Annotated in this window: 21 protein-coding genes; 11 read left to right on the forward strand and 10 right to left on the reverse strand. The window is 74.0% G+C overall.

The annotated features are described in order from the left end of the window. Nucleotides 1-68: 68 nt before the first annotated feature. A complete protein-coding gene (gene ligD / locus IH54_RS0106790; protein WP_031513808.1) occupies nt 69-1,082 on the reverse strand; it encodes a non-homologous end-joining DNA ligase in 1,014 nt (337 codons plus the stop codon). A 67-nt stretch (nt 1,083-1,149) separates the two neighbouring features. Here ligD and IH54_RS0106795 point away from each other — a divergent pair, with 67 nt between their 5' ends. Further along, entirely contained in the window at nt 1,150-2,226 is a 1,077-nt protein-coding gene (locus tag IH54_RS0106795; RefSeq protein ID WP_031513810.1) for an ATP-dependent DNA ligase, read from the forward strand. Nucleotides 2,227-2,311: 85 nt separating this feature from the next. Here IH54_RS0106795 and IH54_RS0106800 read toward each other — a convergent pair whose 3' ends face one another. Beyond that, complete coding sequence (locus IH54_RS0106800) at nt 2,312-2,734, reverse strand: YjbQ family protein (protein WP_031513811.1); 423 nt, start codon at nt 2,732-2,734, stop codon at nt 2,312-2,314. A gap of 235 nt (nt 2,735-2,969) precedes the next feature. Here IH54_RS0106800 and IH54_RS0106805 point away from each other — a divergent pair, with 235 nt between their 5' ends. From IH54_RS0106805 to IH54_RS0106825, 5 genes are all read left to right on the forward strand, one after another. Continuing rightward, nucleotides 2,970-3,782, forward strand: a complete 813-nt coding sequence (locus tag IH54_RS0106805; protein ID WP_031513813.1) for a glycoside hydrolase family 3 N-terminal domain-containing protein — start codon at nt 2,970-2,972, stop codon at nt 3,780-3,782. A gap of 81 nt (nt 3,783-3,863) precedes the next feature. Beyond that, nucleotides 3,864-4,973 (forward strand): NAD(P)-binding domain-containing protein, encoded by a 1,110-nt coding sequence (locus IH54_RS0106810; RefSeq protein WP_043180017.1) that lies wholly within the window; start codon nt 3,864-3,866, stop codon nt 4,971-4,973. A gap of 180 nt (nt 4,974-5,153) precedes the next feature. Beyond that, on the forward strand, nt 5,154-5,975 hold the full coding sequence (locus IH54_RS0106815; RefSeq protein WP_078861987.1) for a (Fe-S)-binding protein: 822 nt from the start codon (nt 5,154-5,156) through the stop codon (nt 5,973-5,975). Then, a complete protein-coding gene (locus IH54_RS0106820; protein WP_043180023.1) occupies nt 5,972-7,504 on the forward strand; it encodes a lactate utilization protein B in 1,533 nt (510 codons plus the stop codon). The genes IH54_RS0106815 and IH54_RS0106820 overlap by 4 nt, the downstream gene beginning before the upstream one ends. Continuing rightward, a complete protein-coding gene (locus IH54_RS0106825) occupies nt 7,501-8,154 on the forward strand; it encodes a LutC/YkgG family protein (protein WP_031513825.1) in 654 nt (217 codons plus the stop codon). Before IH54_RS0106820 ends, IH54_RS0106825 begins: the two co-directional genes overlap by 4 nt. A 22-nt stretch (nt 8,155-8,176) precedes the next feature. Here IH54_RS0106825 and IH54_RS0106830 read toward each other — a convergent pair whose 3' ends face one another. Beyond that, nucleotides 8,177-9,991 carry an ABC transporter ATP-binding protein gene (locus tag IH54_RS0106830; RefSeq protein ID WP_031513828.1) on the reverse strand — a complete coding sequence of 605 codons (1,815 nt, stop codon included), beginning with the start codon at nt 9,989-9,991 and terminating at the stop codon, nt 8,177-8,179. A gap of 97 nt (nt 9,992-10,088) precedes the next feature. On the opposite strand from IH54_RS0106830, the gene IH54_RS0106835 reads away from it, so the two are divergent. Continuing rightward, nucleotides 10,089-10,685 (forward strand): MarR family transcriptional regulator, encoded by a 597-nt coding sequence (locus IH54_RS0106835; protein ID WP_078861989.1) that lies wholly within the window; start codon nt 10,089-10,091, stop codon nt 10,683-10,685. 131 nt (nt 10,686-10,816) lie between these two features. Here IH54_RS0106835 and mscL read toward each other — a convergent pair whose 3' ends face one another. Beyond that, the gene (gene mscL, locus IH54_RS0106840; protein WP_031513832.1) at nt 10,817-11,260 is read right to left on the reverse strand and encodes a large conductance mechanosensitive channel protein MscL; all 444 of its coding nucleotides are present in this window, start codon (nt 11,258-11,260) and stop codon (nt 10,817-10,819) included. 384 nt (nt 11,261-11,644) lie between these two features. On the opposite strand from mscL, the gene IH54_RS0106845 reads away from it, so the two are divergent. Beyond that, nucleotides 11,645-13,480, forward strand: a complete 1,836-nt coding sequence (locus IH54_RS0106845; RefSeq protein WP_052397147.1) for an ABC transporter transmembrane domain-containing protein — start codon at nt 11,645-11,647, stop codon at nt 13,478-13,480. Then, nucleotides 13,477-15,258, forward strand: a complete 1,782-nt coding sequence (locus tag IH54_RS0106850) for an ABC transporter ATP-binding protein (protein WP_031513836.1) — start codon at nt 13,477-13,479, stop codon at nt 15,256-15,258. The genes IH54_RS0106845 and IH54_RS0106850 overlap by 4 nt, the downstream gene beginning before the upstream one ends. Nucleotides 15,259-15,318: 60 nt before the next feature. Here the strand turns inward: IH54_RS0106850 and IH54_RS0106855 are convergent, their stop codons facing one another. Beyond that, nucleotides 15,319-16,113 carry a metal-dependent hydrolase gene (locus IH54_RS0106855; protein WP_031513838.1) on the reverse strand — a complete coding sequence of 265 codons (795 nt, stop codon included), beginning with the start codon at nt 16,111-16,113 and terminating at the stop codon, nt 15,319-15,321. Between the two features lie 136 nt (nt 16,114-16,249). Here IH54_RS0106855 and IH54_RS0106860 point away from each other — a divergent pair, with 136 nt between their 5' ends. Then, on the forward strand, nt 16,250-18,763 hold the full coding sequence (locus IH54_RS0106860; protein WP_031513840.1) for a DEAD/DEAH box helicase: 2,514 nt from the start codon (nt 16,250-16,252) through the stop codon (nt 18,761-18,763). A 24-nt stretch (nt 18,764-18,787) separates the two neighbouring features. Here the strand turns inward: IH54_RS0106860 and IH54_RS39395 are convergent, their stop codons facing one another. The 4 genes from IH54_RS39395 to IH54_RS42900 all read right to left on the reverse strand — a co-directional run bounded on the left by IH54_RS39395 (nt 18,788) and on the right by IH54_RS42900 (nt 21,530). After that, nucleotides 18,788-19,876, reverse strand: a complete 1,089-nt coding sequence (locus IH54_RS39395; protein ID WP_052397148.1) for a DUF6397 family protein — start codon at nt 19,874-19,876, stop codon at nt 18,788-18,790. A gap of 335 nt (nt 19,877-20,211) precedes the next feature. Continuing rightward, complete coding sequence (locus IH54_RS0106870) at nt 20,212-20,613, reverse strand: roadblock/LC7 domain-containing protein (RefSeq protein WP_031513844.1); 402 nt, start codon at nt 20,611-20,613, stop codon at nt 20,212-20,214. Between the two features lie 119 nt (nt 20,614-20,732). Beyond that, entirely contained in the window at nt 20,733-21,068 is a 336-nt protein-coding gene (locus tag IH54_RS0106875) for a YnfA family protein (protein ID WP_031513846.1), read from the reverse strand. A gap of 87 nt (nt 21,069-21,155) precedes the next feature. Continuing rightward, nucleotides 21,156-21,530 (reverse strand): hypothetical protein, encoded by a 375-nt coding sequence (locus IH54_RS42900; RefSeq protein WP_078861990.1) that lies wholly within the window; start codon nt 21,528-21,530, stop codon nt 21,156-21,158. 122 nt (nt 21,531-21,652) lie between these two features. Between IH54_RS42900 and IH54_RS0106880 the strand changes: the two genes are divergently transcribed. Continuing rightward, complete coding sequence (locus tag IH54_RS0106880; protein ID WP_031513848.1) at nt 21,653-22,459, forward strand: hypothetical protein; 807 nt, start codon at nt 21,653-21,655, stop codon at nt 22,457-22,459. Between the two features lie 121 nt (nt 22,460-22,580). Here IH54_RS0106880 and IH54_RS0106885 read toward each other — a convergent pair whose 3' ends face one another. Then, a complete protein-coding gene (locus IH54_RS0106885) occupies nt 22,581-23,960 on the reverse strand; it encodes an FAD-dependent oxidoreductase (protein WP_031513850.1) in 1,380 nt (459 codons plus the stop codon). Between the last annotated feature and the right edge of the window lie 215 nt (nt 23,961-24,175).

Raw genomic sequence — 24,175 nt, forward strand, 5'->3', positions numbered from 1 at the left:
GGCAAGGACAGCCTTGTGACGATTTCCGCCATCCGCCGAGGGCGTGAGACCGGCGGGGGCGGCGCCCGTCAGTCCGCGGGCTTCCTCGCCCGGCTGGGCTGGACGCGCTTGGGCTCGCCCTTCATCTTCGGGTGCTCGGGCGGGTACGGCAGGTCTCCGAGCCCGTGCTCGCGCTCGTCGCGGTCGGCGAGGTCGAGGGCCGCGTCGAGGCGGAAGGCGTGGTCGTCCATGTCGGCGTGCAGATCGCCCAGCTCGGCGTACCGGGCGGGCATGGTGACCAGGTCGAAATCGGCCGGCGCGACCTCGGTCAGCTCCTCCCAGCGCAGCGGCGCGGACACCGGAGCGTGCGCGAAGGGGCGTACGGAGTACGCGCTGGCGATGGTGCGGTCGCGCGCCGTCTGGTTGTAGTCGACGAAGATCTTCTCGCCGCGTTGCTCCTTCCACCAGGCCGTGGTGATGTGCTCGGGGTCGCGCCGCTCCAGCTCGCGCGCGACCGCGATGGCCGAGCGGCGCACCTGCACGAAGGTCCACTCGGGCGCGATCGGCACGAACACGTGCAGCCCGCGCCCGCCGGAGGTCTTGGGCCAGCCCCGCAGGCCCAGCCCGTCGAGCACATCGCACAGCTGCAGGGCGGCGCGCACCGCGTCGTCGAAGCCGGTGCCGGGCTGCGGGTCGAGGTCGATGCGCAGCTCGTCGGGGTGCTCGGTGTCGCCGCGGCGGACCGGCCAGGGGTGGAAGGTGAAGGTGCCGAGGTTGGCCGCCCACAGCACGGCGGCCACCTCGGTGGGGCAGATCTCGTCGGCGTAGCGGCCGCTGGGGAAGGCGATCCGGCCGGTCGGGATCCATTCGGGGAGGTTCTTCGGGGCGCGCTTCTGGAAGAACGACTCGCCCTCGACGCCGTCGACGTAGCGCTCCATCGTGGTGGGGCGGTTCCGAAGCGCCCGCAGGACGCCGTCGCCGACAGCGAGGTAGTAGCGCACCAGATCGGCCTTGGTGAGGCCGCGCTGCGGGAAGTAGACCTTGTCCGGGTGCGAGACGCGCACGGTGCGCTCGCCGACGGTCAGCTCCAGCGTCTCTGCCATGCCTCCCACGCTAGGCCGGACGGCCCGCCACCGCGCCCGGGGCGCCGCCCGCGCGCACAATCGGAGCATGGACCTGCCGGTGATGCCCCCAGTGCAGCCGATGCTCGCCAAGCCCGCGAAGGCCATTCCGCCGGGCATGCAGTACGAGGCGAAATGGGACGGCTTCCGGGCGGTCGTCTTCCGCGACGGCGACGAGATCGAGCTGGGCAGCCGCTCCACCAAACCGCTCACCCGGTATTTCCCCGAGGTGGTCGAGGCACTGCGGAGCCGGATCCCCCGGCGCTGCGTGCTGGACGGCGAGATCGTCATCGCCCGGGAGGGGCGCCTGGACTTCGACGCGCTGCTGGAGCGCATCCACCCGGCCGAGTCGCGGGTACGCCATCTGGCGGAGGTGACGCCCGCGAGCTTCGTCGCCTTCGACCTGCTCGCCCTGGACGACCGGTCGCTGATGGCGGAGCCGCAGACCGCCCGCCGGGACGCGCTGACGGCGGCACTGCGGGACGCGGACGCGCCGGTCTTCACCGCGCCCGCCACCGCCGACACGGCGCTCGCCGAGGACTGGTTCGACCGCTTCGAGGGCGCGGGCCTGGACGGCATCGTGGCCAAGCCGCCGCAACTGCCCTACCGGCCCGGCGAGCGGGTCCTGGTCAAGGTCAAGCACGAGCGCACCGCGGACTGCGTGGTCGCGGGCCTGCGCCAGCACAAGAGCGGGCCGGTCGTCGGCTCGCTGCTGCTCGGCCTGTACGACGGTGCCGGCCGCCTCCAGCACGTCGGCGTCTGCGCGTCCTTCCCGATGCGCCGCCGTGCCCAGCTCATGGAGGAACTGGCCCCGCTGCTCATGGACTCGGTGGCCGGGCACCCGTGGCAGGACTGGACGAGCGAGGAGGCGCAGGGCGCGAGCCGGCTCCCCGGCGGTCCGAGCCGCTGGACGGGCAAGAAGGACCTGTCGTGGCTGCCGCTGCGCCCCGAGCGCGTCCTGGAGGTCGCCTACGACCACATGCAGGGGGACCGCTTCCGGCACACCGCGCAGTTCCGCAGGTGGCGCCCGGACCGCGAGCCGGAGCAGTGCACGTATGCCCAGCTGGAGGAGCCGGTGCGCTACGACCTTGCGGACTTCCTGGCCACCGGGCGGCCCGGGGGCTGAGCTGCTCCACGGGCCGGCCGGGGGCCGCGGGCGGGGCGCCGCACCCGGTGCCGGGCGTCAGCCGTCAGCCGTCAGCCGTCAGCCGTCAGCCGAGGAAGCTCAGCCGGACCTGGCGGCGGGGGTTGTCCCTGTTGGTGTCGACCAGCACCACGGACTGCCAGGTGCCCAGTTCCAGGGCGCCGCCGAGCACCGGGAGGGTCGCGTGCGGCGGGACCAGGGCGGGCAGGACGTGGTCGCGGCCGTGGCCGGGGGCGCCGTGCCGGTGGCGCCAGCGGTCGTCGGCGGGGAGCAGGTCGCGCAGGGCGGCCAGCAGGTCGTCGTCGCTGCCCGCGCCGGTCTCGATGACGGCGACCCCCGCGGTGGCGTGCGGCACGAACACGTTGAGCAGGCCGTCGCGGCCGGCGGCCGCCTCCCGCAGGAAGGCCGCACACTCTGCTGTCAGGTCGTGCACGGTCTCTGCCGAGCCGGTGGCCACGTCGATCACGCGGGAACGGAAACGATCACCCATAAGGCCATTGTGCCCCGCCCGCCGTGCGCCTTCACCCGCCGTGCGCCTTCACCCGGGGTACGGCCGCCCGGCGGCGGGCCGTTGGCGCGTTCGGTGCCCGTTCCGGGCACGGCCGGGCAGCCGAGGAGCTGGTCGGCGAGGGGATCGTTGCCGGAGACGGGGATTGGTCTGTACCATTCTGCGGACCCGGACCACCGTCCGGCCCAAGGCCGCGGCCCGGAGGGGGGTATTCGCGTTGCGCCGGCTCACCGCACTGGTCGACTCCTGCCTGCTGCCCACCGTACGGGGACGCGGCGGGCGGCTGCCCGACTGGGTCCTGCACAGCCTGGAGAACGGCGCCCCCGGCGCCGCCGTGGACGTCCGGGGCCCTGCGGCCCGCGTGACGGCCGAGGCGCTCAAGGCGGCGCTGCCGGACGCCCTCACCGGCCACGCGGGCCCGCCCCCGACCCGCCGCCCGGAGCACGCGGCCCGCACCGACGGCTGCGCTGCGGCGGCCGAACTCGTCGCGGCGGGCGCGAACCTGCACCTGGCCGTACGCCCGGGTGCGCGGGCCGACGACACCCGGGTTTTCGTCACCGACCTCCAGACGCACGGCGTCGCCGCGGCGCTCGGCCCCTTCACCGCGGGCGGCGCGACCAGCCTGCGCCCCTTCGCGGAGGGCGCCGCCGCCGGAGTACGGGCCATCACCGCGGGCCACGCGCCCGCGCCCGGCGACGAGGAGGTGCCCGCGATGCTCAGTGCCCGCGCCGTGACCGGCGTGCTGCGCGGCGAGCTGGGGTACCGCGGGGTCGTGCTGAGCGACACGCTGGACCGGCCGGCGATCGTCGACGGCTGGGGGGTGCCGGGGGCCGCGGTGCTGGCCTGGATCGCCGGGGTGGACCTGGTGCGTCTCGGGCCGTCGAGCGGCGCCGGGGTGCGGGACGCGATCCACGCCGCCGCGGCGCGCGCGGTGGCGGACGGCGACCTCCCCCAGCAGCGGCTGGAGGAGGCGGCGGAGCGGGTGGCCCGGCTGCGCCGCTGGGCGTCCGAGCCCCGGATGCCGGAGTAGGACCTCCGGGGCCGCGGGCATCCTGGAGCGCGGTCGCCGAGCCCTGGGAAGGATTGCCGGGTCCGTGCCGTTGCCGTCTGCATGGACGATGCGGTGCGCGAGGTCGAGGTGGCGGTCGTCGGCGCGGGGCAGGCCGGGCTGTCGGCGGGGTATTTCCTGCGCCGCTCCGGCCTGGAGCCGGGCAGCGGCTTCGTGATGCTGGACCACTCCCCCGGCGCCGGGGGTGCCTGGCAGTACCGCTGGCCGTCGCTGACCTACGGCAAGGCGCACCGGGTGCACGAGCTGCCGGGCATGCCGCTCGGGGACGCGGACCCGGAGCGGCCGTCCGCCGAGGTGGTGGCCGGGTACTTCGCCGCCTACGAGCGGGCGTTCGGCCTGCGGGTGCGCCGCCCGGTGGACGTCACGGCGGTACGCGACGGCGGCGGCCGGCTGCTGGTCGAGACGGACGCGGGCACCTGGGCGGCCCGGGCGCTGATCAACGCGACCGGCACCTGGGACCGGCCCTTCGTGCCGTACTACCCCGGCCAGGAGACCTTCCTGGGCCGCCAGTTGCACACCGCCGGCTACCGCGGGGCCGCGGAGTTCGCGGGCCGGCACGTCGTCGTGGCAGGCGGCGGCACCTCGGCGGTGCAGCTGCTGATCGAGCTGGCGGAGGTGGCGCGCACGACATGGGTGACGCGCCGTCCGCCGGTCTTCCGCGAGACGCCGTTCGACGAGGACTGGGGCCGCGAGGCGGTGGCGCGCGTCGAGGAGCGGGTGCGCCGGGGGCTGCCGCCGCAGAGCGTGGTGAGCGTGACGGGGCTGGCGGCGACCGAGTCGGTTCAGCAGGCGGTGGAGCGCGGCATATTGCGCCGCCGGCCGATGTTCGACCGCATCACGCCGCACGGGGTGGCCTGGGACGACGGAGGCACACTGGACGCCGACGTGATCTTGTGGGCGACCGGTTTCCGTGCGGCGCTCGACCACCTCGCACCGCTGCGGCTGCGGGAGCCGGGAGGCGGCGTCCGGGTGGAGGGCACCCGGGTCGTCAAGGACCCGCGGATCCACCTGGTCGGCTACGGGCCCTCGGCGAGCACGGTCGGCGCCAACCGCGCGGGCCGCACCGCCGTACGCGAGATCCGGGCGCTGCTGGCCGGCCGGGCACCGGACACCGACTCCGCCCCGGGTCCCGCGCTCGAGCCGGCGCGCTGAGCCCCGCGCCCCGGGCATCCTTGCCCGAGGGGTGCTCCCGCAGGGCGTTTCCCGCTGCTTCTGCCACAACGAGGCAATAAACATCGGATGTCTCCTTCCCCCGGGAAGGAGTCTGCGGCAGGATGGGCGCATGCGTGATCGAGATCAGCCCGGCCCGCGCCGGTGCGGCGCGGAGGACCCATGCGCGTAGCGCTTTTCGTGACCTGCGTGAACGACCTGCTCTATCCCGGCACGGGCCGGGCGACGGTGCGTCTGCTGGAGCGGCTGGGCGTGACCGTGGATTTCCCGACAGCCCAGTCGTGCTGCGGGCAGCCGCAGTTCAACACCGGCTACCGGCGGGAGACCGAGCCGCTGGTGCTGCGCACGGCGGCGGCGTTCGAGGAGTACGACCACGTCGTCACCCCCTCGGGCTCCTGCGCGGCCATGGTGCGCGACAACTACCCGCGGATCGGCGCGAAGGCGAAGACCGAGGGCCGCGGCGACGGGCTGGAGCGGGCCGCGGCCGCGCTGGCGGCCAAGACGTACGAGCTCACCGAATTCCTGGTGGACGTACTGGATGTCACGGACGTGGGCGCGTACTTCCCGCACACGGTGACCTACCACCCCTCCTGCCACGGGCTGCGCGTGCTGGGGCTGGGCAACCGGCCGCGCAAGCTGCTGGACGCCGTGGCGGGCCTGGAGCTGCGCGAGCTGCCGGGGGCCGAGGAGTGCTGCGGCTTCGGCGGCACCTTCGCGGTCAAGAACCCCGACGTGTCGGCCGCGATGGGCCGCGACAAGACCGCCAACGCCCGGCGCACCGGCGCCGGCCTGCTGTGCGGGGCGGACAACTCCTGCCTGATGCACCTGGACGGCATCCTGCGCCGGGACGGATCGCCGATGCACACCGTGCACCTGGCCGAGGTGCTTGCCTCGACCCGCGAGGAGCCGTACCGGGCGCCCGACGCACAGGCGCGGCACATTGCGCCGCAAAAGCCCGGCCGCGGGACGGAAGAGGTCCGATGAACTCCACCTACCTGGGCCTGCCGACCTTCCCGCACGCCGCCGCGCCCGCGACCAGGGACACCCAGCTGCGGGCAAACCTGCGGCACGCCACGCACACCATCCGCGCCAAACGCGCCGCCGCGGTCGCCGAGCTCGGCGACTGGGCCGAGCTGCGCGCGGCGGGCGCTGCCGTCAAGGACCACACCCTGCGGCACCTCGACCACTACCTGCTGCAGCTGGAGTCCGCGGTCACCGCGGCGGGCGGCACCGTCCACTGGGCCGCAGACGCCGCCGAGGCCAACCGGATCGTGACCCGGCTCGTCCAGGAGACCGGCGAGACCGAGGTCGTCAAGGTCAAGTCGATGGCCACGCAGGAGATCGAACTCAACGAGGCGCTGGCCGAGGCGGGCATCACCGCGTACGAGACGGATCTGGCCGAGCTGATCGTGCAGCTCGCCGACGACCGCCCGTCGCACATCCTGGTGCCGGCCATCCACAAGAACCGGCGGCAGATCCGCGACACCTTCACCGGGCAGATGGGCCGCTGGGGCAGGCCCGCCCCCGAGGGGCTCGGCGACAGCCCCGGCGAACTCGCCGAGGCGGCGCGGCTGCACCTGCGGGAGAAGTTCCTGCGGGCCAAGGTCGCCGTCTCCGGCGCCAACTTCATGGTCGCCGAGACCGGGACCGTGGTCGTCCTGGAGTCCGAGGGCAACGGCCGGATGTGCCTGACCGTGCCGGAGACGCTGATCACCGTCGCCGGCATCGAGAAGGTCGTGCCCACCTGGCGGGATCTGGAGATCTTCCTGCAGACGCTGCCGCGGTCCTCCACCGCCGAGCGCATGAACCCGTACACCAGCACCTTCACCGGCACCACCGACGGCGACGGCCCGGGCACCTTCCACCTCGTCCTGCTCGACAACGGGCGCACCGACACCCTCGCGGACGCCACCGGGCGGCAGGCGCTACGCTGCATCCGCTGCTCGGCCTGCCTCAACGTCTGCCCGGTGTACGAGCGGGCCGGCGGCCACGCGTACGGCTCGGCCTATCCCGGTCCTATCGGCGCCATCCTCACCCCGCAGCTGCGGGGGACGGGCACCGCGCTGGACGCGTCGCTCCCCTACGCCTCCTCGCTGTGCGGGGCCTGCTACGAGGTCTGCCCGGTCGCCATCGACATCCCCGAGGTGCTGGTGAGCCTGCGCGAACGGGTCGCGGAGGGCGGCGAGGTCACGCGGGCGGGCGTCCGTACGACGATCAAGCCCGCCAAGGGGCACGCCGCCGAGCGCGCCGCGATGCGGGCCGGACGCTGGGCCCTGGACCACCCCGCGGCCTGGCGCACCACGCAGCGGCTCGCGCTGGGCAGCCGGGCCCTGCACCCGCGCCGACTGCCCGGCAGGGCGGCGAAGGCATGGACCGCGAGCCGGGAGCTGCCCGAACTACCGGGCCAGTCCTTCCGCGAGTGGTGGCGGCAGCGCGAACGCCGGGCCGGCGGACGGCCGGCGGACGGCGCGCACCAGGCGGACGGCGACGGACCGAAGGGCGGTCAGCAGTGAGCGGGGACAGCCGTGCCGAGATCCTGCGCCGGGTGCGCCAGGCCCTGGCGGTCACCTCCGACGGCGGCGCCCCGGGCGAGGACCGCACGGAGCGCGGATATCTGACGGTGCACGCGGAGCGGACCGCGGACGAGCGGGTGGACCTGCTCGCCGAGAACCTGACCGACTACCGCGCCACGGTGCACCGCACCGACGCCGCGAGCCTGCCCGCGACGGTCGCCCGGCTGCTGGCCGAGCGCGGCTCGCGCAGCGTCGTCCTCCCGGAGCGGGCTCCGCGCGCGTGGGTGTCCGGGGCGGCCGGCGTCGAGGTCCTGGACGACGGCACCCCGCTGCCTGCCGCCCGGCTGGACGAGGTCGACAGCGTCGTGACCGGGTGCGCGGTGGCCGTCGCCGAGACCGGCACGATCGTCCTGGACGCCGGTCCTGACCAGGGCCGCCGGCTGCTCACGCTCATCCCCGACCACCATGTGTGCGTGGTGCGGGTGCCCGAGCAGGTCGTCGACTCGGTGCCGCAGGCGCTGCCGCGGCTGGACCCGGCCCGGCCGCTCACCTGGATCTCCGGGCCCTCGGCGACCAGCGACATCGAGCTGAGCCGGGTCGAGGGCGTCCACGGGCCGCGTACCCTCGACGTGGTGCTGGTGACGCCGTAGCGGCCCGGGCCGCCGGTCGCGGTCACGGCGCGCTGGTCGCCATGTGCGCGTCGCGCCGGACCAGGGCGGCGTAGCGGCCGTCCGCGGCGAGGAGTTCGTCGTGCGTACCGCGCTCGACGATCCGCCCGGCGTCGAGCACCACGATCAGGTCGGCGTCGCGGATCGTGGAGAGCCGGTGCGCGATGGTGATGGTGGTGCGGCCGGCGGAGAGGGTGTCGATCGCGTCCTGGACGGCCTGCTCGGTGCGGGTGTCCAGGGCGCTGGTCGCCTCGTCGAGGATCAGCACCGGCGGGTCGCGCAGGATGGTGCGGGCGATGGCCAGCCGCTGCTTCTCACCGCCGGAGAAGCGGTAGCCGCGCTCGCCCACCATGGTGTCGTAGCCGTCCGGCAGGCCCGTGATGTGGTCGTGGATCTGGGCGGCCTTCGCGGCGGCGTGGATCTCGTCGTCGGTGGCGTCCGGTTTGGCGAAGCGCAGGTTCTCCGCGACGGAGGCGTGGAAGAGGTACGTCTCCTGGGAGACGACGCCCACGGCGGCCGCGAGCGTGTCGAAGGTCAGGTCGCGCACGTCCGTGCCGTCGATGGCGACCCGGCCGGCGGTGACGTCGTAGAGCCTGGGCACCAGGTAGCTCAGGGTGCTCTTGCCGGAACCGGTCGCGCCGACGACGGCCAGGCTGCCGCCCGCGGGCACGGTCACGTCGATGCCGCGCAGCGTGGGGTCGGTACCGGCGCCGGGGTCGTAGGAGAAGTCGACGCCCTCGAAGGCGACCTCGCCGCGGACCGTGTCCAGGGCCCGCGCGCCGGGCCGCTCGGTGATGTCGATCGGCAGGTCGAGGTATTCGAAGATGCGCTGGAAGAGGGCGAGCGAGGTCTGCACCTGCACGCCGGTGGCCAGCAGCGAGATGGTGGGCCGGAAGAGGCCCTGTTGCAGCGAAACGAAGGCGACCAGGGTGCCGATGGAGACCGCCGGGCCGCCGTGTCCGGTGGCCAGGCCCGCCGCCCAGTAGAGCAGCGCGGGCATCGCCGACATCACGATGCCGATGACGGCCATCCGCCAGCGGCCCTGCATGTTGGAGCGCACTTCGAGGTCGACGAGCCGCTCGGACTCGGTGGAGAAGTCGCGGGTCAGGGAGTCGGCGCGGCCCATGGTGCGGCCGAGCAGGATGCCGCTGACCGACAGCGACTCGGTGACGATCGCGGACATCGACGCCATCTGCTTCTGCCGCTCGGTGGCGATCTTCTTGCGCTCGCGGCCGACCCTGCGGGCCGTCCACACGAACGCCGGGAGCAGCACGAGCGAGACGATCGTCAGCCGCCAGTCCAGCGCGGCCATGGCCACGATGGAGGCGATGACGGAGGTGGCGTTGGAGACCAGCGACGTCGCGGTCGAGGTGACGGTGGCCTGCATGCCGCCGATGTCGTTGGCGATGCGCGACTGCACCTCGCCGGTGCGGGTGCGGGTGAAGAAGGCCAGCGACATGCGCTGGAGGCGGGCGTAGACGGCGGTGCGCAGGTCGTGCATGACCCGCTGGCCGACGGTGGTGGAGATCAGGGTCTGCAGCACGCCGAAGACGCCGTTGGCGACCGCGGTGGCGATCATGCCGAGCACCAGCAGGCTCAGCAGGCCGGTGCGGCCCTGCGGGATCGCGGTGTCCAGGATCGCCCGCAGCAGGAAGGGCGAGGCGACGGACACCAGCGAGGACAGGGCGACGAGCAGGCCTACGACGGCCAGCCGGCCGCGGTAGGGGCGGAACAGCCGGATGATGCGGTGGACGTCGGTGGGCTTGCCGGACTTCTTCTTCGGTGGCGTCCACCGGTCGGTGAGATCGTCGGGGCGCAAGGGACTCCTTGGGAGACGACGGCAGGGCTCTCGATGGAGAGTGTAGGTCATTGTTACCTATGCTCACAATGAACTTCATTCTGCTACGCTGTATTCCATGGAGACCCGCACCGCCGAGCCCGCCACGGCCGCCTCGCACGACCCGGCGCCCGCGGCGGAGCCCGTGCCCTCCGAGGCGGCCGTACCCGGTCCGTCGCGGACGGCGCCGGCTGCGGCTCCCGACCGGCCCGACCGGAAGGACGACCTGACCGGCAGGCTGTCCGACCAGCTGCTGGGCCTGAGCCGCCGGCTGCACCGCGCGCAGCGCCTCCGGCTGGAGCCGCTGGGCATCACCCCGGCGCAGGCACGGCTGCTGCGGGCCCTCTCGCACTGGGACGCACACGGAGCCGAGCCGCCCCGGATGGCCGACCTGGCGCAGCGCCTGGAGGTGGTGCCGCGGGCGGTGACCACGCTGGTGGACGCGCTGGAGGAGCGGGAGCTGGTGCGCCGGGCGCCCGACCCGTCCAACCGGCGGGTGATCAGGATCGAGCTGACCGAGGGCGGGCGGAGCGCGGTGCAGGAGCTGCGGCAGGCCCGCCGGACGGCGGCGGCGGAGATCCTCTCGCCGCTGGACGACGACGCGCGCGCCGCGCTGACCCGGCTGCTGGCCGTGCTCGACCAGGAGGAGCCGGAGGGCGCGGGCCACTCGCGCTGAGGCGGGCCCGCGCCTCCCCACGACGCGGGGGCTGCGGGGGCTCCGGGGTTGCGGACCCCCGGAGCCCCCACAGCCCCCGCGCGGCATGTCCGGCGCGTCCGGCGACTGCTGCGCCGCGGACACCCAGCGGGCTACTTCCCGAGGTCGGGCGTGCCGTCCTGCGCCGGCACCGTGGTCGGCGCTATCTGCGCGGTGCAGGCGCTGCACCGCTTCGCCGCCGCGGGGACGGCGGTCAGGCACTCCGGGCACTCGCGCATCGGCGCGCCCGTGGCCTTGGGGAAGAACCGCTCCTGCATGCGGTTCATGGGCAGCACGACCAGGAAGTAGATGACGGCCGCGACGATGACGAAGCTGATCGTGGCGTCGATGAAGACCCCGTAGGGGAAGGTGACCCCCGACGCGTGGAAGGTCCTGGCGCTGAAGTCCCCGGTGGCGCCGCTGACCAGGCCCACGATGGGCGTGAGGAACGCCTTGACGAAGCCGTTGACCAGCGCGGTGAAGGCGGCGCCGATGACGATACCGACGGCCAGGTCGACGACGTTGCCGCGGAGCAGGAAGGCGCGGAAGCCCTTCATGGGTGGGGGTCCCCTCTGTGGATCACGAGCGGTGGAAGACCACAGTGTGCCCGCTCCTGCTCCGTACGGGTGAATCGGACGGCCCGTCGTCCGGTTCACCCCCTTGCGTCCGCCGCCGGAGTCTCGACGGCTGGTACGGGGCGGCCGGTACGGGTGCCCCGGGCGGGCGGCGGCTCCGGAGGTGCCCCCGGTCGGCGGAAAAACCTGTTGACCACGCACCGGTGGCTTCGCGAAGGTTGCACGGTTCAGAACCGCACTTCGGGCGCTTTCCGCCGTTCCGCCCCGGATTTCCGCGTCCGCAGGGCCGCCCGCGACCGCCTGCGGAACCGCTTGCCCGCGGGAGCCGCCCGTGCCCGCCGTCCGCCGCTCCGACCCCAGGACATCATGCCGTCCCTACGCGATCTTCCGCTGTCCGATCCCGGTGTCCCCGACGTCCGCTCCGGAACGCGCTTCCTGCTCTGGCTGGAGGTTCGGCAGTGGCGCGGCCAGCTGCTCGCCACTGCCTGGGGCACCCTGCACCTGGCCGCAGTGGCGACCTTCCCGGTTCCCGTCGGCCTGGCCGTGCAGGCGGTGGTGGACCACTCGGGGAGGCGGCTCGTGGCGGCAGGCGCCCTGATGCTGCTGCTCGGGGTGCTCACCGCGCTCGGCGACACGATGCTGCACCGCACCGCGGTGACGAACTGGATCAGCGTCGCCGCCCGCGTCCAGCAGCTGCTGGCCCGCAAGACCGTCGAGCTGGGCGCGGTGCTCACCCGGCAGGTCGCGGCCGGCGAGGTGGTGGCCGTCAGCACCGGCGACGTGGAGAAGATCGGATGGTTCGTCGAGGCCCTGGCGCGCTTCACCTCCGCGCTGCTGGCCACCGTGGGGGTCACCGTCGCCCTGCTGGTCTACCGGCCCGAGCTGGGCGGCGTCGTCGCCGCGTCGGTGCCGGTGCTGGCGCTCGCCTCGCTGCCGCTGCTGCCCGCGGCGACGCGGCGGGCCGACGTCCAGCGGGAGAAGGCAGGCAAAGCCACCGAGCTGGCGTCCGACACCGTCGCCGGGTTGCGGGTGCTGCGCGGCATCGGCGGCGAGGACCTCTTCCTCGACCGCTACCGGCGCGCCTCGCAGGAGGTGCGCACCGCCGCGGTGCACAGCGCCCGGATGTGGGCGCTGATCAGCGCGGTGCAGACGCTGCTGCCCGGCCTGCTGCTGGTCGGCGTGGCCTGGTACGGCGCGCGGCTGGCGCTCGACGGGCAGATCACGGCGGGCGAGCTGGTCACCGTGTACGGCGCGGTGGGCTTCCTGCTGATGCCGCTGCGCAACTTCGAGGAGATCGCCATGGCCTGGTCCTTCTCCCGGCCCTCGGCGAAGCGCGCGGCCCGGGTGCTGGCGCTGTCGAGGGGCGGGGAGGCGCCCTCCGGCGGGGCGTCCGGCGGCGCTGAGCCCGCCGGGGACCTGTGCGACCCGCTGACCGGGCTCCGCGCTCCCCTCGGCCTGCTCACCGCCGTGGTGTGCGGCGACCCGGACGCCGCGGGGCGGCTCGCCGACCGGCTCGGCGGGCACAGCCCGTCGGGGCGGGGCGGCGAGCCCTCGGCGACGCTGGGCGGGCAGCCGCTCGACGCACTTCCGCTGGCGGTGGCGCGCGCCGCTGTGCTGGTGCAGGACAAGGATCCGGTGCTGCTGTCGGGCACTCTGGCCGAACTGCTCGCGGTGCCGTCCTCCGGGCGCGTCACGCCCGGCGAGGCGCTGACGGCCGCGCAGTGCGGCGACGTGCTGGAGTCGCTCGTGCAGTCGCTGCCGGAGACGGGGACGGCGCCGGATCCGATGCGGGCCAGGATCACCGAGCGCGGCAGGTCGCTGTCCGGCGGTCAGCGGCAGCGGCTTGCCCTGGCCCGCTCGCTGGTCGCCGACCCCGGGGTGCTGGTGCTGGACGAGCCGACGTCCGCGGTCGACGCGCACACCGAGGCGCGGATCGCCCGCGGCCTCGGCGCGGTGCGGGCCGGCCGCACGACCGTCGTCCTCACCTCCAGCCCGCTGGTGCTCGACCGGGCCGACCGGGTGGTCTTCGTCGACGACGGCACCGCGGTCGCCGCGGGCCGCCACCACGACCTGCTGCGCACCGAACCCCGCTACCGCGCCGTCGTCACCCGGGAGCCCGACGCGGGCACCGCCGGCCACGCCGCCCTGCCGGCTCCCACGGGAGCCGCGCACCCCACCGTCCCGATGGAGGAGTCCGCATGATCGGCGTGCGACCGCCGGAGCACGATCCGGCAGCGCCGCAGCAGGGCAGCACCCTCCCGGTGGGCTCGCCGGCGACGGTCCGGGCGTACGTCCGCGAGCTGGCCCTCCGTCACCGCCGTGCCTTCCTCCTGCTGGTGGGCGTCAACACGGTGTCGGTGCTGGCGTCGATGGTGGGGCCGTACGTGCTGGGCGGGATGGTCCAGGATCTGTCCGAGGGGCGGCGGGACGTGCATCTCGGGCGGGCGGTGGCCTTCTTCCTGGCCGCGCTGGTGGTGCAGGCGTTCTTCGTCCGCCTGGTCCGGCTGCGCGGCGCGATGCTCGGCGAGCGGATGCTGGCCGATCTGCGCGAGGACTTCCTGGTCCGCTCCGTGTCGCTGCCGCCCGGTGTGCTGGAGCGGGCGGGGACGGGCGACCTGCTGTCCCGGATCACCACCGACATCGACCGGCTGGCGAGCGCGATGCGCGAGGCGGTGCCGGAGCTGGCCATCGCCGTGGTGTGGGCGGGGCTTCTGCTGGGTGCCCTCTGCGTGACCTCGCCGCCGCTGGTCCTGGCGGTGCTGGTGGCCCTGCCGGTGCTGCTCGTCGGCGCCCGCTGGTACTACCGGCGGGCCCCGCAGGGCTACCGCTCCGAGGCCGCGGGATACGCCGCCGTCGCCGCGGCGCTCACCGAGTCGGTCGACGCGGGGCGCACCATCGAGGCGCACGGGCTGGGCAACCGCCGCGAGGAGCTGTCGCGGACCCGGATCGGGCAGTGGGTGGCGTGGGAGCGCTACACGATGTGGCTGCGCACCGTCCTCTTCCCCGTGATCAACGCGACCCATGTGCTGGTGCTGGCCTCGGTCCTGATGATCGGCGGCGCCTTCGCGCTGCACGGCTGGGTGACCGCGGGCCAGCTGACCACCGGCGCGCTCTACGCCGAGATGCTGATCAACCCGGTCAACATGATCCTGCGGTGGTACGACGAGCTGCAGGTCGCACAGGTCTCGCTGGCCCGTCTGGTCGGGGTCCGCGAGATCGAGGAGGAGGCGGGTGACGAGCGGATCGCCCCGCTGGGCCGCGATGTCGCCGCCGACAAGGTGCGCTTCGGCTACCGCGCCGGCAGCGACGTGCTGCACGACGTCAGCCTGCACGTGCGCCCGGGCACCCGGCTCGCGCTGGTCGGCCCGTCGGGCGCGGGCAAATCCACGCTGGGCCGGCTGCTGGCCGGGATCTACGCCCCGCGCACCGGCGAGGTCACCCTCGGCGGCGCGCAGCTCGCCCGGATGCCCGCCGAACGCGTCCGCGAGCACGTGGCGCTGGTCAACCAGGAGCACCACGTCTTCGTCGGCACGCTGCGCGACAACCTCCTGCTGGCCAGGGCGGACGCGGCCGACGGCGATCTGTGGGAGGCACTGCGGGCGGTGGACGCCGAGGACTGGGCGAGGGCGCTGTCCGGCGGCCTGGACACCGAGGTCGGCTCCGGAGGCTCGGTGCTCACCCCGGCGCAGGCGCAGCAGCTCGCGCTGGCCCGGCTGGTGCTGGCCGACCCGCACACGCTGGTGCTCGACGAGGCCACCTCGCTGCTGGACCCGCGGGCCGCGCGCCATCTGGAGCGCTCGCTGTCGCGGGTGCTGGACGGCCGCACGGTCGTCGCCATCGCCCACCGGCTGCACACCGCACACGACGCGGACGTCATCGCGGTGGTCGAGGACGGCAGGATCAGCGAGCTGGGCAGCCACCACCAGCTCGTCGCCGCGGACGGCGCCTACGCGGCCCTGTGGCGTTCCTGGCACAGCTGACCGGTCCGGCGCGGCGGCGCCGGAGCCGCCCGCCACCGGACGGCCCGGGCGCTGCGGGTGTCAGCCGAGCACGCCCAGGGCGCCGAGCGCGCAACCGCCGCCGACCACGAAGAAGACGGGCGTGAGAACCTTGATCTCGACCCAGCTGCCGGCGCGGAAGCGCATGAACTTCGGCGGGCCGATCGGGTACCAGCGGCGCCGCCCGATCGGTATCGGCCACAGCACCGGGCAGCCGGAGACGGTCAGGGCGTCGCCGAGGCAGTGCACCAGGGAGCCCAGCACGATCGGCAGGCCGATCCACAGGTAGTGCTGACCGGGTTGGGTGAAGAGCCAGTCCTTGCCGTTGCCCGGGTCGTCCAGCACATCGGCGAGCATCCACGCGCTGGTCGCACCGAGGAGCCACACCAGCACGTCGTGCGCGCCACGGGCCTGCCGCCACAGCAGGCCCTCGACGGCCAGCACCATGTGGATGAAGAGGATGACCAGCACCGCCCAGCGTCCGCCGTACACGGCGGCGGCGGAGAAGCCCCCGCCGACGAGCACCGCCCAGACCCAGGTGTGCGTCAGGGTGCGGTGGCCGCCGGCCCGGCGCGGGTCGCCCGCCTTGCGGGTAGCCTTGTAGGTCGCGTGCGCGATGGCGTCCACGACCTTGCACAGCCCCCGCGACAGCGGGCCGAAGGCCCGGGAGATCGTCGCCGCCTGGTGGTCGAGGTCCGGGGCGAGCGCCGCGCCCGCGCAGATCAGGGCGCCGACCAGCACCGTCGGCCAGGGCATCGGATGGTCGAGGCCCGCGGCTACCGCGCCGACGGCCAGCCAGGCCGCAGCCCCGGACAGTGAATGCGCAGGTCCCATCATCAGGCTGCTCCGTCCCCCAAAATGTGCCGCCCGCAGGCGGAGTTGACGCGTGGTTCGACGGCACACCATATCGTCGGCGATCACCGGCGGCGCCTCCGGTTCCGCCCGGAGCGGCCGGGACAGGCAAGATGGTGGGGTGACCCTTATCGACCAGCTGCCTTCCGACCCCGGCCCCGACGCCCTCTTCGACGCGTTCTCGACGTGGGCGCAAGGGCAGGGCATCACCCTCTACCCCGCCCAGGAGGAGGCGCTGATCGAGGTGGTCTCGGGGGCGAACGTCATCCTCTCCACCCCCACCGGCTCCGGAAAGAGCCTGGTCGCGGCCGGTGCGCACTTCGCCGCGCTGGCCCGCGACGAGGTCACCTTCTACACCGCGCCGATCAAGGCGCTGGTGTCGGAGAAGTTCTTCGACCTGTGCAAGCTGTTCGGCACCGAGAACGTCGGCATGCTCACCGGCGACGCCTCGGTGAACCCGGACGCGCCGGTCATCTGCTGCACCGCCGAGGTGCTCGCCTCGATCGCGCTGCGCGACGGCCGGGACGCCGACGTCGGCCAGGTGGTCATGGACGAGTTCCACTTCTACGCCGAGCCGGACCGCGGCTGGGCCTGGCAGATCCCGCTGCTGGAACTGCCTCAGGCGCAGTTCCTGCTGATGTCGGCGACCCTGGGCGACGTCTCCCGCTTCGAGGAGGACCTGACCCGCAGGACCGGGCGGCCCACCTCCGTGGTGCGCTCGGCGACCCGCCCGGTGCCGCTGAGCTACGAATACCGGACGACCGCACTCACCGAGACGCTCACCGAACTGCTGGAGACCCGCCAGTCGCCGGTGTACATCGTGCACTTCACCCAGGCGGCCGCGGTGGAGCGGGCCCAGGCGCTGATGAGCATCAACATGTGCTCGCGCGCCGAGAAGGACGCCATCGCCGAGCTGATCGGCAACTTCCGCTTCACCACCGCCTTCGGCCGCAACCTGTCCCGCTACGTCCGGCACGGCATCGGGGTGCACCACGCGGGCATGCTGCCCAAGTACCGCCGGCTGGTGGAGAAACTGGCGCAGGCCGGTCTGCTGAAGGTGATCTGCGGGACGGACACGCTCGGCGTGGGTGTCAACGTGCCCATCCGCACCGTGCTCTTCACCGCGCTCACCAAATACGACGGGCAGCGGGTGCGGGTGCTGCGCGCCAGGGAATTCCACCAGATCGCGGGACGGGCGGGCCGGGCCGGCTTCGACACCGCGGGCTTCGTGGTCGCGCAGGCGCCGGAGCACGTCGTCGAGAACGAGAAGGCGCTGGCGAAGGCGGGCGACGATCCGAAGAAGCGCCGCAAGGTGGTGCGCAAGAAGGCCCCCGAGGGCTTCGTCAACTGGTCGCAGAACACCTTCGAGAAGCTCATCGCCTCCGACCCGGAGCCGCTGACCTCTCGTTTCCGCGTCACCCACGCGATGCTGCTGTCCGTCATCGCGCGGCCGGGCAACGCCTTCGACGCGATGCGCCGCCTGCTGGAGGACAACCACGAGGACCGCCGCTCCCAGCTGCGGCACATCCGCCGGGCCATCGCCATCTACCGCTCCCTGCTGGACGGCGGCGTGGTGGAGCGGCTGGACGAGCCCGACGCCGAGGGCAGGATCGTCCGGCTGACCGTCGACCTCCAGCAGGACTTCGCGCTCAACCAGCCGCTGTCCACCTTCGCGCTCGCGGCCTTCGAACTGCTCGACCCGGACTCCCCGTCCTACGCGCTGGACATGGTGTCGGTGGTCGAGTCGACGCTCGACGACCCGCGGCAGATCCTGGCAGCCCAGCAGAACAAGGCCAGGGGCGACGCGGTGGCAGCGATGAAGGCTGACGGCGTGGAGTACGAGGAGCGCATGGAACGGCTGCAGGAGGTGTCCTACCCCAAGCCGCTGGAGGAGCTGCTGCTGCACGCCTACGGCGTGTACCGCAAGAGCCACCCATGGGTCGGTGACCATCCGGTGTCCCCCAAATCGGTGGTGCGCGACATGTACGAGCGCGCGATGACGTTCTCCGAATTCGTGTCGTACTACGAGCTGGCCAGGACCGAGGGCATCGTGCTGCGCTACCTGGCGAGTGCGTACAAGGCGCTGGACCACACCGTGCCCGACGACCTGAAGTCCGAGGACTTCCAGGACCTGACGGCCTGGCTCGGCGAGCTGGTCCGGCAGGTCGACTCCAGCCTGCTGGACGAGTGGGAGCAGCTGGCCAACCCCGAGGTGGAGACCGCGGAGGAGGCCGCCGAGCGCGCCGACCAGGTCAAGCCGGTCACCGCGAACGGCCGGGCCTTCCGCGTCCTGGTCCGCAACGCGCTCTTCCGCCGCGTGGAGCTGGCCGCCCTGGACAAGTTCGAGCTGCTGGGCGAGCTGGACGAGGCGTCCGGGTGGGACGCGGACGCATGGGCCGACGCCATGGACGCCTACTGGGACGAGTACGACGACCTCGGCACCGGTCCGGACGCCCGCGGCCCGAAGCTGCTCATGATCGAGGAGGAGCCGCAGCACGGGCTCTGGCGCGTACGGCAGACCTTCGCCGACCCTGCGGGCGACCACGGCTGGGGCATCTCGGCAGAGGTCGACCTCGCGGCCTCCGACGAGGAGGGCCGCGCGGTGATCAGGGTCACCGGCGTCGGCGAGCTCTGAACGCAGCGCCCCCGGCGGGTGGCGTCAGCCGTCGACGGCCTGGTGCCGCCCGCGCAGGAGCCGCAGCAGGCTGCGCCGCGGCCGCTCCCCCACCGACCAGGCGCCCGCGACCGTCCGCGGGGCCCCGCGCCCCCGCGCGGCGGCGCCCCCCGGGCCGGCGAGCGCTCCACCGGGCGGGGGAGGGGCCGACGCGGCATCCGGCCCAGGACCGGGCGGCCGGTCCCGCGGCGGCGGCACGTCGCCCGGTCCCGTCACCAGGACACCGCCCGGCTCCGGCGGCAGCGCGCTCCCCGGCTCGTACAACGGTTTCGGCGGCACCCTCTCACCGGCGCGGGCACGCCCGAGAGCCTCGGCGAGCGCCAGCAGGCCCGCGGCGATCTCGTCCGGGGCGTCCGCGACGGTCAGCCTTCTGATCAGGGCCGTACCCGCCAGCGGCCCCGGGCGGCCGTGGGGCAGCACCGTGTGGATGCCGCGCAGGCGCCTGCGCTCGTGCGGATCGGGCACCGCCTCGTCGGTGACCTCGGGCCCCAGCAGCGCCGCCCACACCGCGGCCTCCGCCCAGGGGCCGGGCGCGTCCTTGACCAGCCGGGCGACCTGCCGGGACCGCCAGCCGCGCGGCCGCAGGTCCACTCCCTCCGCCTGAGCACCGCGCAGCTCCGCCGGCAGCCGGCCGGCCAGCAGTGCGGGCCGGGCGACAGCGAACTCCCGCAGTTCACCGGCGAGGTAGAGCCACACCAGGGCCCGGTAGCGGTTCACGTACCAGCGCACGGGGCGGACGAATCCCGCTCGCGTCAGGCGGAGCAGCCGGTCCCGGCCGACCCCGAGCAGATCGGCCGCCGCCGTGGTGTTGACCAGTTCGATCCGCGACAGCAGGCCCACCGTGCCCCCGTCCTGATCTCGCACCCGGGCGAGCTCCGTCGCGGACACCCGCCGCCGGTCGGCGCCGCCGCAGGTGACCGTGCCGATCTCGCCGAGTTGCAACGCCAGCTCGAACTCGGCGAACGGCAGGTCCAGTTCCTCCCGGGCACGGTTGAGCGTGAACGTCTGCGGCGGGTCCTCGCCCGCCGTGTCCGGCAGCGGCGGCGACGGCACCGCCGACGCGCCCCGTGCCACTCGCGCGCGCCGCTCCGGGCGGGAAGCCGGGCGCCCCGCAGGCCCGTTCGCCACTGGTCCCTTCCTCGCCGCACCGCCCGGACCCGCCGTTTCCCCCACGCCCGCGCCACGGCCGCCCGTACCGGACGTCCCCGTCACCCGGGCCGCATTCGCCGCAGTCCTCGTCGTCCCCATCGCCGCCACCGTCTCTCTGTGCTGTCTTTCGATCACTGACAGTCACAACGATAGCGCGCACGGCGGCCCACCCGTTCCCGCCCTGTGGATAACTCGCGCCCCCGCAGCTCAGCCCGCTCCCGGCGCCCCGCGCGACGGCCCGTGCCCCGGCGGTCGCGACCTCAGAAAGGCGAACTCGACTGGCGGGCCGCGACCCCGAGGTGCTCGCCGACCCGGTGCACCAGCAGCGTCATCTCGTAGGCCACCCGCCCGACGTCGGCCTCCATGCCGCTCAGCACCGCCAGGCAGCTCCCGTCGCCCGCCGCGGTCACGAAGAGGTATCCCTCGTCGAACTCGACCATCGTCTGCCGCACGCCGCCGGCACCGAACTGCCGGCCGGCCCCCTTGGCAAGGCTGTGGAACCCGGACGAGACCGCCGCCAGATGCTCCGCCGTCGGACGGTCCAGGCTCTCGCTGGCACCGGTCACCAGTCCGTCGTTGGACAGGACGAGGGCGTGTCGGACGTGCGGCACGCGCCGTGTCAGATCATCGAGCAGCCACGCAAGCTTGTTGCTCACCGTCATCGCCCCTGCCTCCCGTCTCCCCTGCCCTAGAGCCTGTCGCGCCGGAGGCGCTTCGGCAACCCCGCCTGGGGGCGGCGCGGGGGCGCAACGGCGCCGTAGGGACGGAGGACCGGCGGGTTTCAGCCGCCGCGCGGGGCATACATGATGACGCCCACTCCGACCAGGCAGATCACCGCTCCGACGATGTCGAAGCGGTCAGGGCGGTAACCGTCGGCGACCACGCCCCACAGGAGCGAACCGGCCACGAAGACGCCGCCGTACGCGGCCAGGATGCGACCGAACTCCGCGTCGGGCTGGCGGGTCGCGACGAATCCGTAGAGGCCGAGAGCCACGACGCCCGCACCCGCCCAGGCGAGCCCGCGGTGCTCGCGCACGCCCTGCCAGATGAGCCAGGCACCGCCGATCTCCAGCACCGCGGCGAGGACGAAGAGGGCCATGGAACGGAGGGTGATCACCTCACCATGATGCATGGCCGGTATCCGCGGAGGGCCGAGGGGTGGCACACCCCGCGCGGACCGGACAGAGCGGGGCGGAAGGCACCGCTACGGCATGCATCGCCCCGGGACGTCGTCACCGTGCGTGATGTCCCGACACTGCAGCGCCACCACGACCGGCACCCCCGTGGCGGCGGCATGAGCCAGCCGCTCGCGCACCTCGCGCGGTGTGCGCGGCCGGTAGCCCGGACCGTCCTGACAGCATGCGCACGAGGAATGGAAGCGCAGCCCGGACGCGAGCACCGCGCCGAGCGCGCGCCACGCAGCCGTGTCACGGCGCCTGGGCGCGGCGAACTGCGTGCCCGCATTGATCAGCCGACCCGCGCACCGCGGGCACGTCCCCGCAGTGTCGCGGGCGAGCGGCACCTTCCACGAGACCCGGCACGGCAGGCAGACGTAGTGGGTGCTGCGGATGCGTCCCATGCGGCGAGGATAGGCGACAGCGACGGGGCGTCCGAACGGATTTACGGTGTCCCCGACCCCCTCGACGTAGTGGTTACCGGCTGGTTAAGGTGCGCGGACCGGAACGAGAGGGAGGGCGCCACATGGCCGCGGCCGAGCATGCCGACCGAGTGGAGGACGATGAGGCGCTGTTCGTGCTGACGGCCGCGATGCTGACGGCCGAGCGCTTCCCCGGGGTGCTCGGCGACGACTATCCCGCCGCGTGCGAGCAGTTGGGGCTCGATCCGCTGCCCGGCGGCTACGGTCTGATGTTCGGCCAGGACGGACGCGGCGCCCGCTGGACGGTCGTCACCACGGACGCCGCCCTGGTCGCGTGCGCGCTGGCGGCGTGGGACTGCGGCCTGGAGTACGACCTGGCGCCGCAGGAGGACACGATTGCCGCTTCCTTGCCCGGCTGGCCGCTGCCGGTCGCGGTGGCGGTGCCCGACGTCCCGGATCCGCACGATCCGGCCGAGGAGGAGGCTGGACCCGCGCTCGCCCCGCCGGACGTCTCGGTGTGGGGGCCGCCACAACGGCGGCTGGGCGCCGACGAGATCGCGGTGCACTGGCACGAATGGCGTGACCAGCTCCCGCCCTCCCTCGCCGCCGCGCCCGCCGACCCGCCACCGGACGAGGCGCCCGCTGCGGCCGAGATCTCCCACCCCGGCGTCCGCCGCGCACTGGCCGAAGCGGCGGAATACGCCGGCGCTCCCCCGCCGCCCGGCCGGATACGGACCACCGCGGGCACCCTGCGCGCCGACGGGCCGGGGTGGAGCCTGGTCGCCCGGCCCGACGACATCGCCTTCGTGCTGCTGGACGAGGCCCCCGGCGAGGTGATGCCGGTCGGTCGCGGCGAGTCCTTGCCACAGCTCCTGGAGGCACTCGACAAGCTTGCCGGATCGCCCTCCTGACGGCGGACCGCCGGCCGCGCCCCGCGCACGTGCGCAGGCTCCGCACCATGGCCGTACCGCGCGCGCGTACGCAACCGCCGGGCCCCGGGTACGCGGCCCGGCCTGCGTGCGGGCCCGGCCCTCACCCCGCGGCGATGTCCGCCGCCACCGCGTCCGCCGCCTTGCGAGCGGCCACCAGCACGGGATCCCACACCGGGGAGAACGGCGGGGCGTAGCCGAGGTCGAGGCCGGTCATCTGCTCGACCGTCATGCCCGCGGTGAGCGCGACCGCCCCGACGTCGACCCGCTTGGCCGCCCCCTCGCCGCCGACGATCTGCAGCCCGAGCAGCCGTCCGGTGCGGCGCTCGGCCAGGACCTTCACCGTCATGAGTGCCGCACCCGGGTAGTAGCCGGCGCGGCTGGTGGACTCGATGACCGCGGTCACGAACTGCAGCCCCGCCGCGCGCGCCTGGGACTCCTTCAGACCGGTGCGGGCGATCTCGACGTCGCAGACCTTGCTGACGGCCGTGCCGACGACACCGGGGAAGGTGGCGTAGCCGCCGCCGATGTTGATGCCGATGATCCGGCCGTGCTTGTTGGCGTGGGTGCCCAGCGCGATGTGCTGGAGCTCGCCGGAGACGAGGTTGAGCACCTCGACGCAGTCGCCGCCCGCCCACACGCGCTCGCTGCCGCGCACCCGCATCGCGCGGTCGGTGAGCAGGCCGCCGTGGACACCGAGCGGCAGCCCGGCGGCGGCCGCGAGACCGGTCTGCGGCCGTACCCCGAGGCCCAGCACCACCAGGTCGGCGGGGTGTTCGGCGGTGTCGGTGGCCACTGCGCGGACCCGGCCGTCCGCACCGGTGAGCACCTCGCGGACCGGGGCGCCGGAGACCACCCGCACCCCGAGTCCTTCGAGAGCGGTGCGCACCAGCCGGCCCATGTCCGGGTCGAGGGTGGTCATCGGCTGCTCGTTGCGGTCGATCAGGGTCACGTCGAGGCCGTGGCGCAGCATCGCCTCGGCCATCTCGACGCCGATGTAGCCGCCACCCACGACGACGGCCCGCCGCACCCCGGAGCGCTCCAGGCCGCGAAGGACGGCCTCGCCGTCGTCGAGCGTCTGGACGCCGAAGACGCCTGGCGCATCGATGCCCGGCACGCGCGGGCGCACCGGCTCCGCGCCGGTGGCGATCACCAGGTGGTCGTAGCCGGTCCACTCCTCACGGCCCGCGGCGTCGCGGCTGCGCACCCGGCCGCGCTCCGGGTCGACCGTGACGACCTCGGTGCCGAGCCGCAGGTCGATGCCGCGCTCGCGGTGCTCCGCCGCGGTCCTGGCGACGAGGACGCCGGGGCCCGCCGCGTCACCCGCGATCCAGTACGGGATGCCGCAGGCCGAGTAGGACGTGTGGTGGCCGCGCTCGAACGCGACGATCTCCAGGTCGGCCACGGATCTGCGGCGGCGTGCCTGCGACGCGGCGGACATGCCCGCGGCGTCGCCGCCGATGACCACCAGACGCTCCGTCATCTCCGCCGGACCACCTTCCGTCGCACCCCGGTTGCCGCACCGTGATCACCCTACGTGCAGCGCGGTGCGGTGCCCGTCCGCAGCTCTTTACGTCACCCACGTGTCCCAGTACCCTCACGAAGGTTCTTGCAGCAAGTTGCGCAAGACGTACGGCCGTTCTTTCCGTGGCGCGCGGAACCGGCGGCTTCCCCCACACCGGCTGCCTCCGTGCGGCC

Origin of the sequence: Streptomyces sp. NRRL F-5123, from assembly GCF_000721495.1 — a bacterium.
Classification (GTDB): Bacteria; Actinomycetota; Actinomycetes; order Streptomycetales; family Streptomycetaceae; genus Actinacidiphila.

Coding starts and splice junctions, on each gene's coding strand:
- ligD (WP_031513808.1), bottom strand. CDS start 1,082: ATGGCAGAGACGCTGGAGCTGACCGTCGGCGAGCGCACCGTGCGCGTC.
- IH54_RS0106795 (WP_031513810.1), top strand. CDS start 1,150: ATGGACCTGCCGGTGATGCCCCCAGTGCAGCCGATGCTCGCCAAGCCC.
- IH54_RS0106800 (WP_031513811.1), bottom strand. CDS start 2,734: ATGGGTGATCGTTTCCGTTCCCGCGTGATCGACGTGGCCACCGGCTCG.
- IH54_RS0106810 (WP_043180017.1), top strand. CDS start 3,864: ATGGACGATGCGGTGCGCGAGGTCGAGGTGGCGGTCGTCGGCGCGGGG.
- IH54_RS0106815 (WP_078861987.1), top strand. CDS start 5,154: ATGCGCGTAGCGCTTTTCGTGACCTGCGTGAACGACCTGCTCTATCCC.
- IH54_RS0106820 (WP_043180023.1), top strand. CDS start 5,972: ATGAACTCCACCTACCTGGGCCTGCCGACCTTCCCGCACGCCGCCGCG.
- IH54_RS0106835 (WP_078861989.1), top strand. CDS start 10,089: ATGGAGACCCGCACCGCCGAGCCCGCCACGGCCGCCTCGCACGACCCG.
- mscL (WP_031513832.1), bottom strand. CDS start 11,260: ATGAAGGGCTTCCGCGCCTTCCTGCTCCGCGGCAACGTCGTCGACCTG.
- IH54_RS0106845 (WP_052397147.1), top strand. CDS start 11,645: ATGCCGTCCCTACGCGATCTTCCGCTGTCCGATCCCGGTGTCCCCGAC.
- IH54_RS0106850 (WP_031513836.1), top strand. CDS start 13,477: ATGATCGGCGTGCGACCGCCGGAGCACGATCCGGCAGCGCCGCAGCAG.
- IH54_RS0106855 (WP_031513838.1), bottom strand. CDS start 16,113: ATGATGGGACCTGCGCATTCACTGTCCGGGGCTGCGGCCTGGCTGGCC.
- IH54_RS0106870 (WP_031513844.1), bottom strand. CDS start 20,613: ATGACGGTGAGCAACAAGCTTGCGTGGCTGCTCGATGATCTGACACGG.
- IH54_RS42900 (WP_078861990.1), bottom strand. CDS start 21,530: ATGGGACGCATCCGCAGCACCCACTACGTCTGCCTGCCGTGCCGGGTC.
- IH54_RS0106880 (WP_031513848.1), top strand. CDS start 21,653: ATGGCCGCGGCCGAGCATGCCGACCGAGTGGAGGACGATGAGGCGCTG.
- IH54_RS0106885 (WP_031513850.1), bottom strand. CDS start 23,960: ATGACGGAGCGTCTGGTGGTCATCGGCGGCGACGCCGCGGGCATGTCC.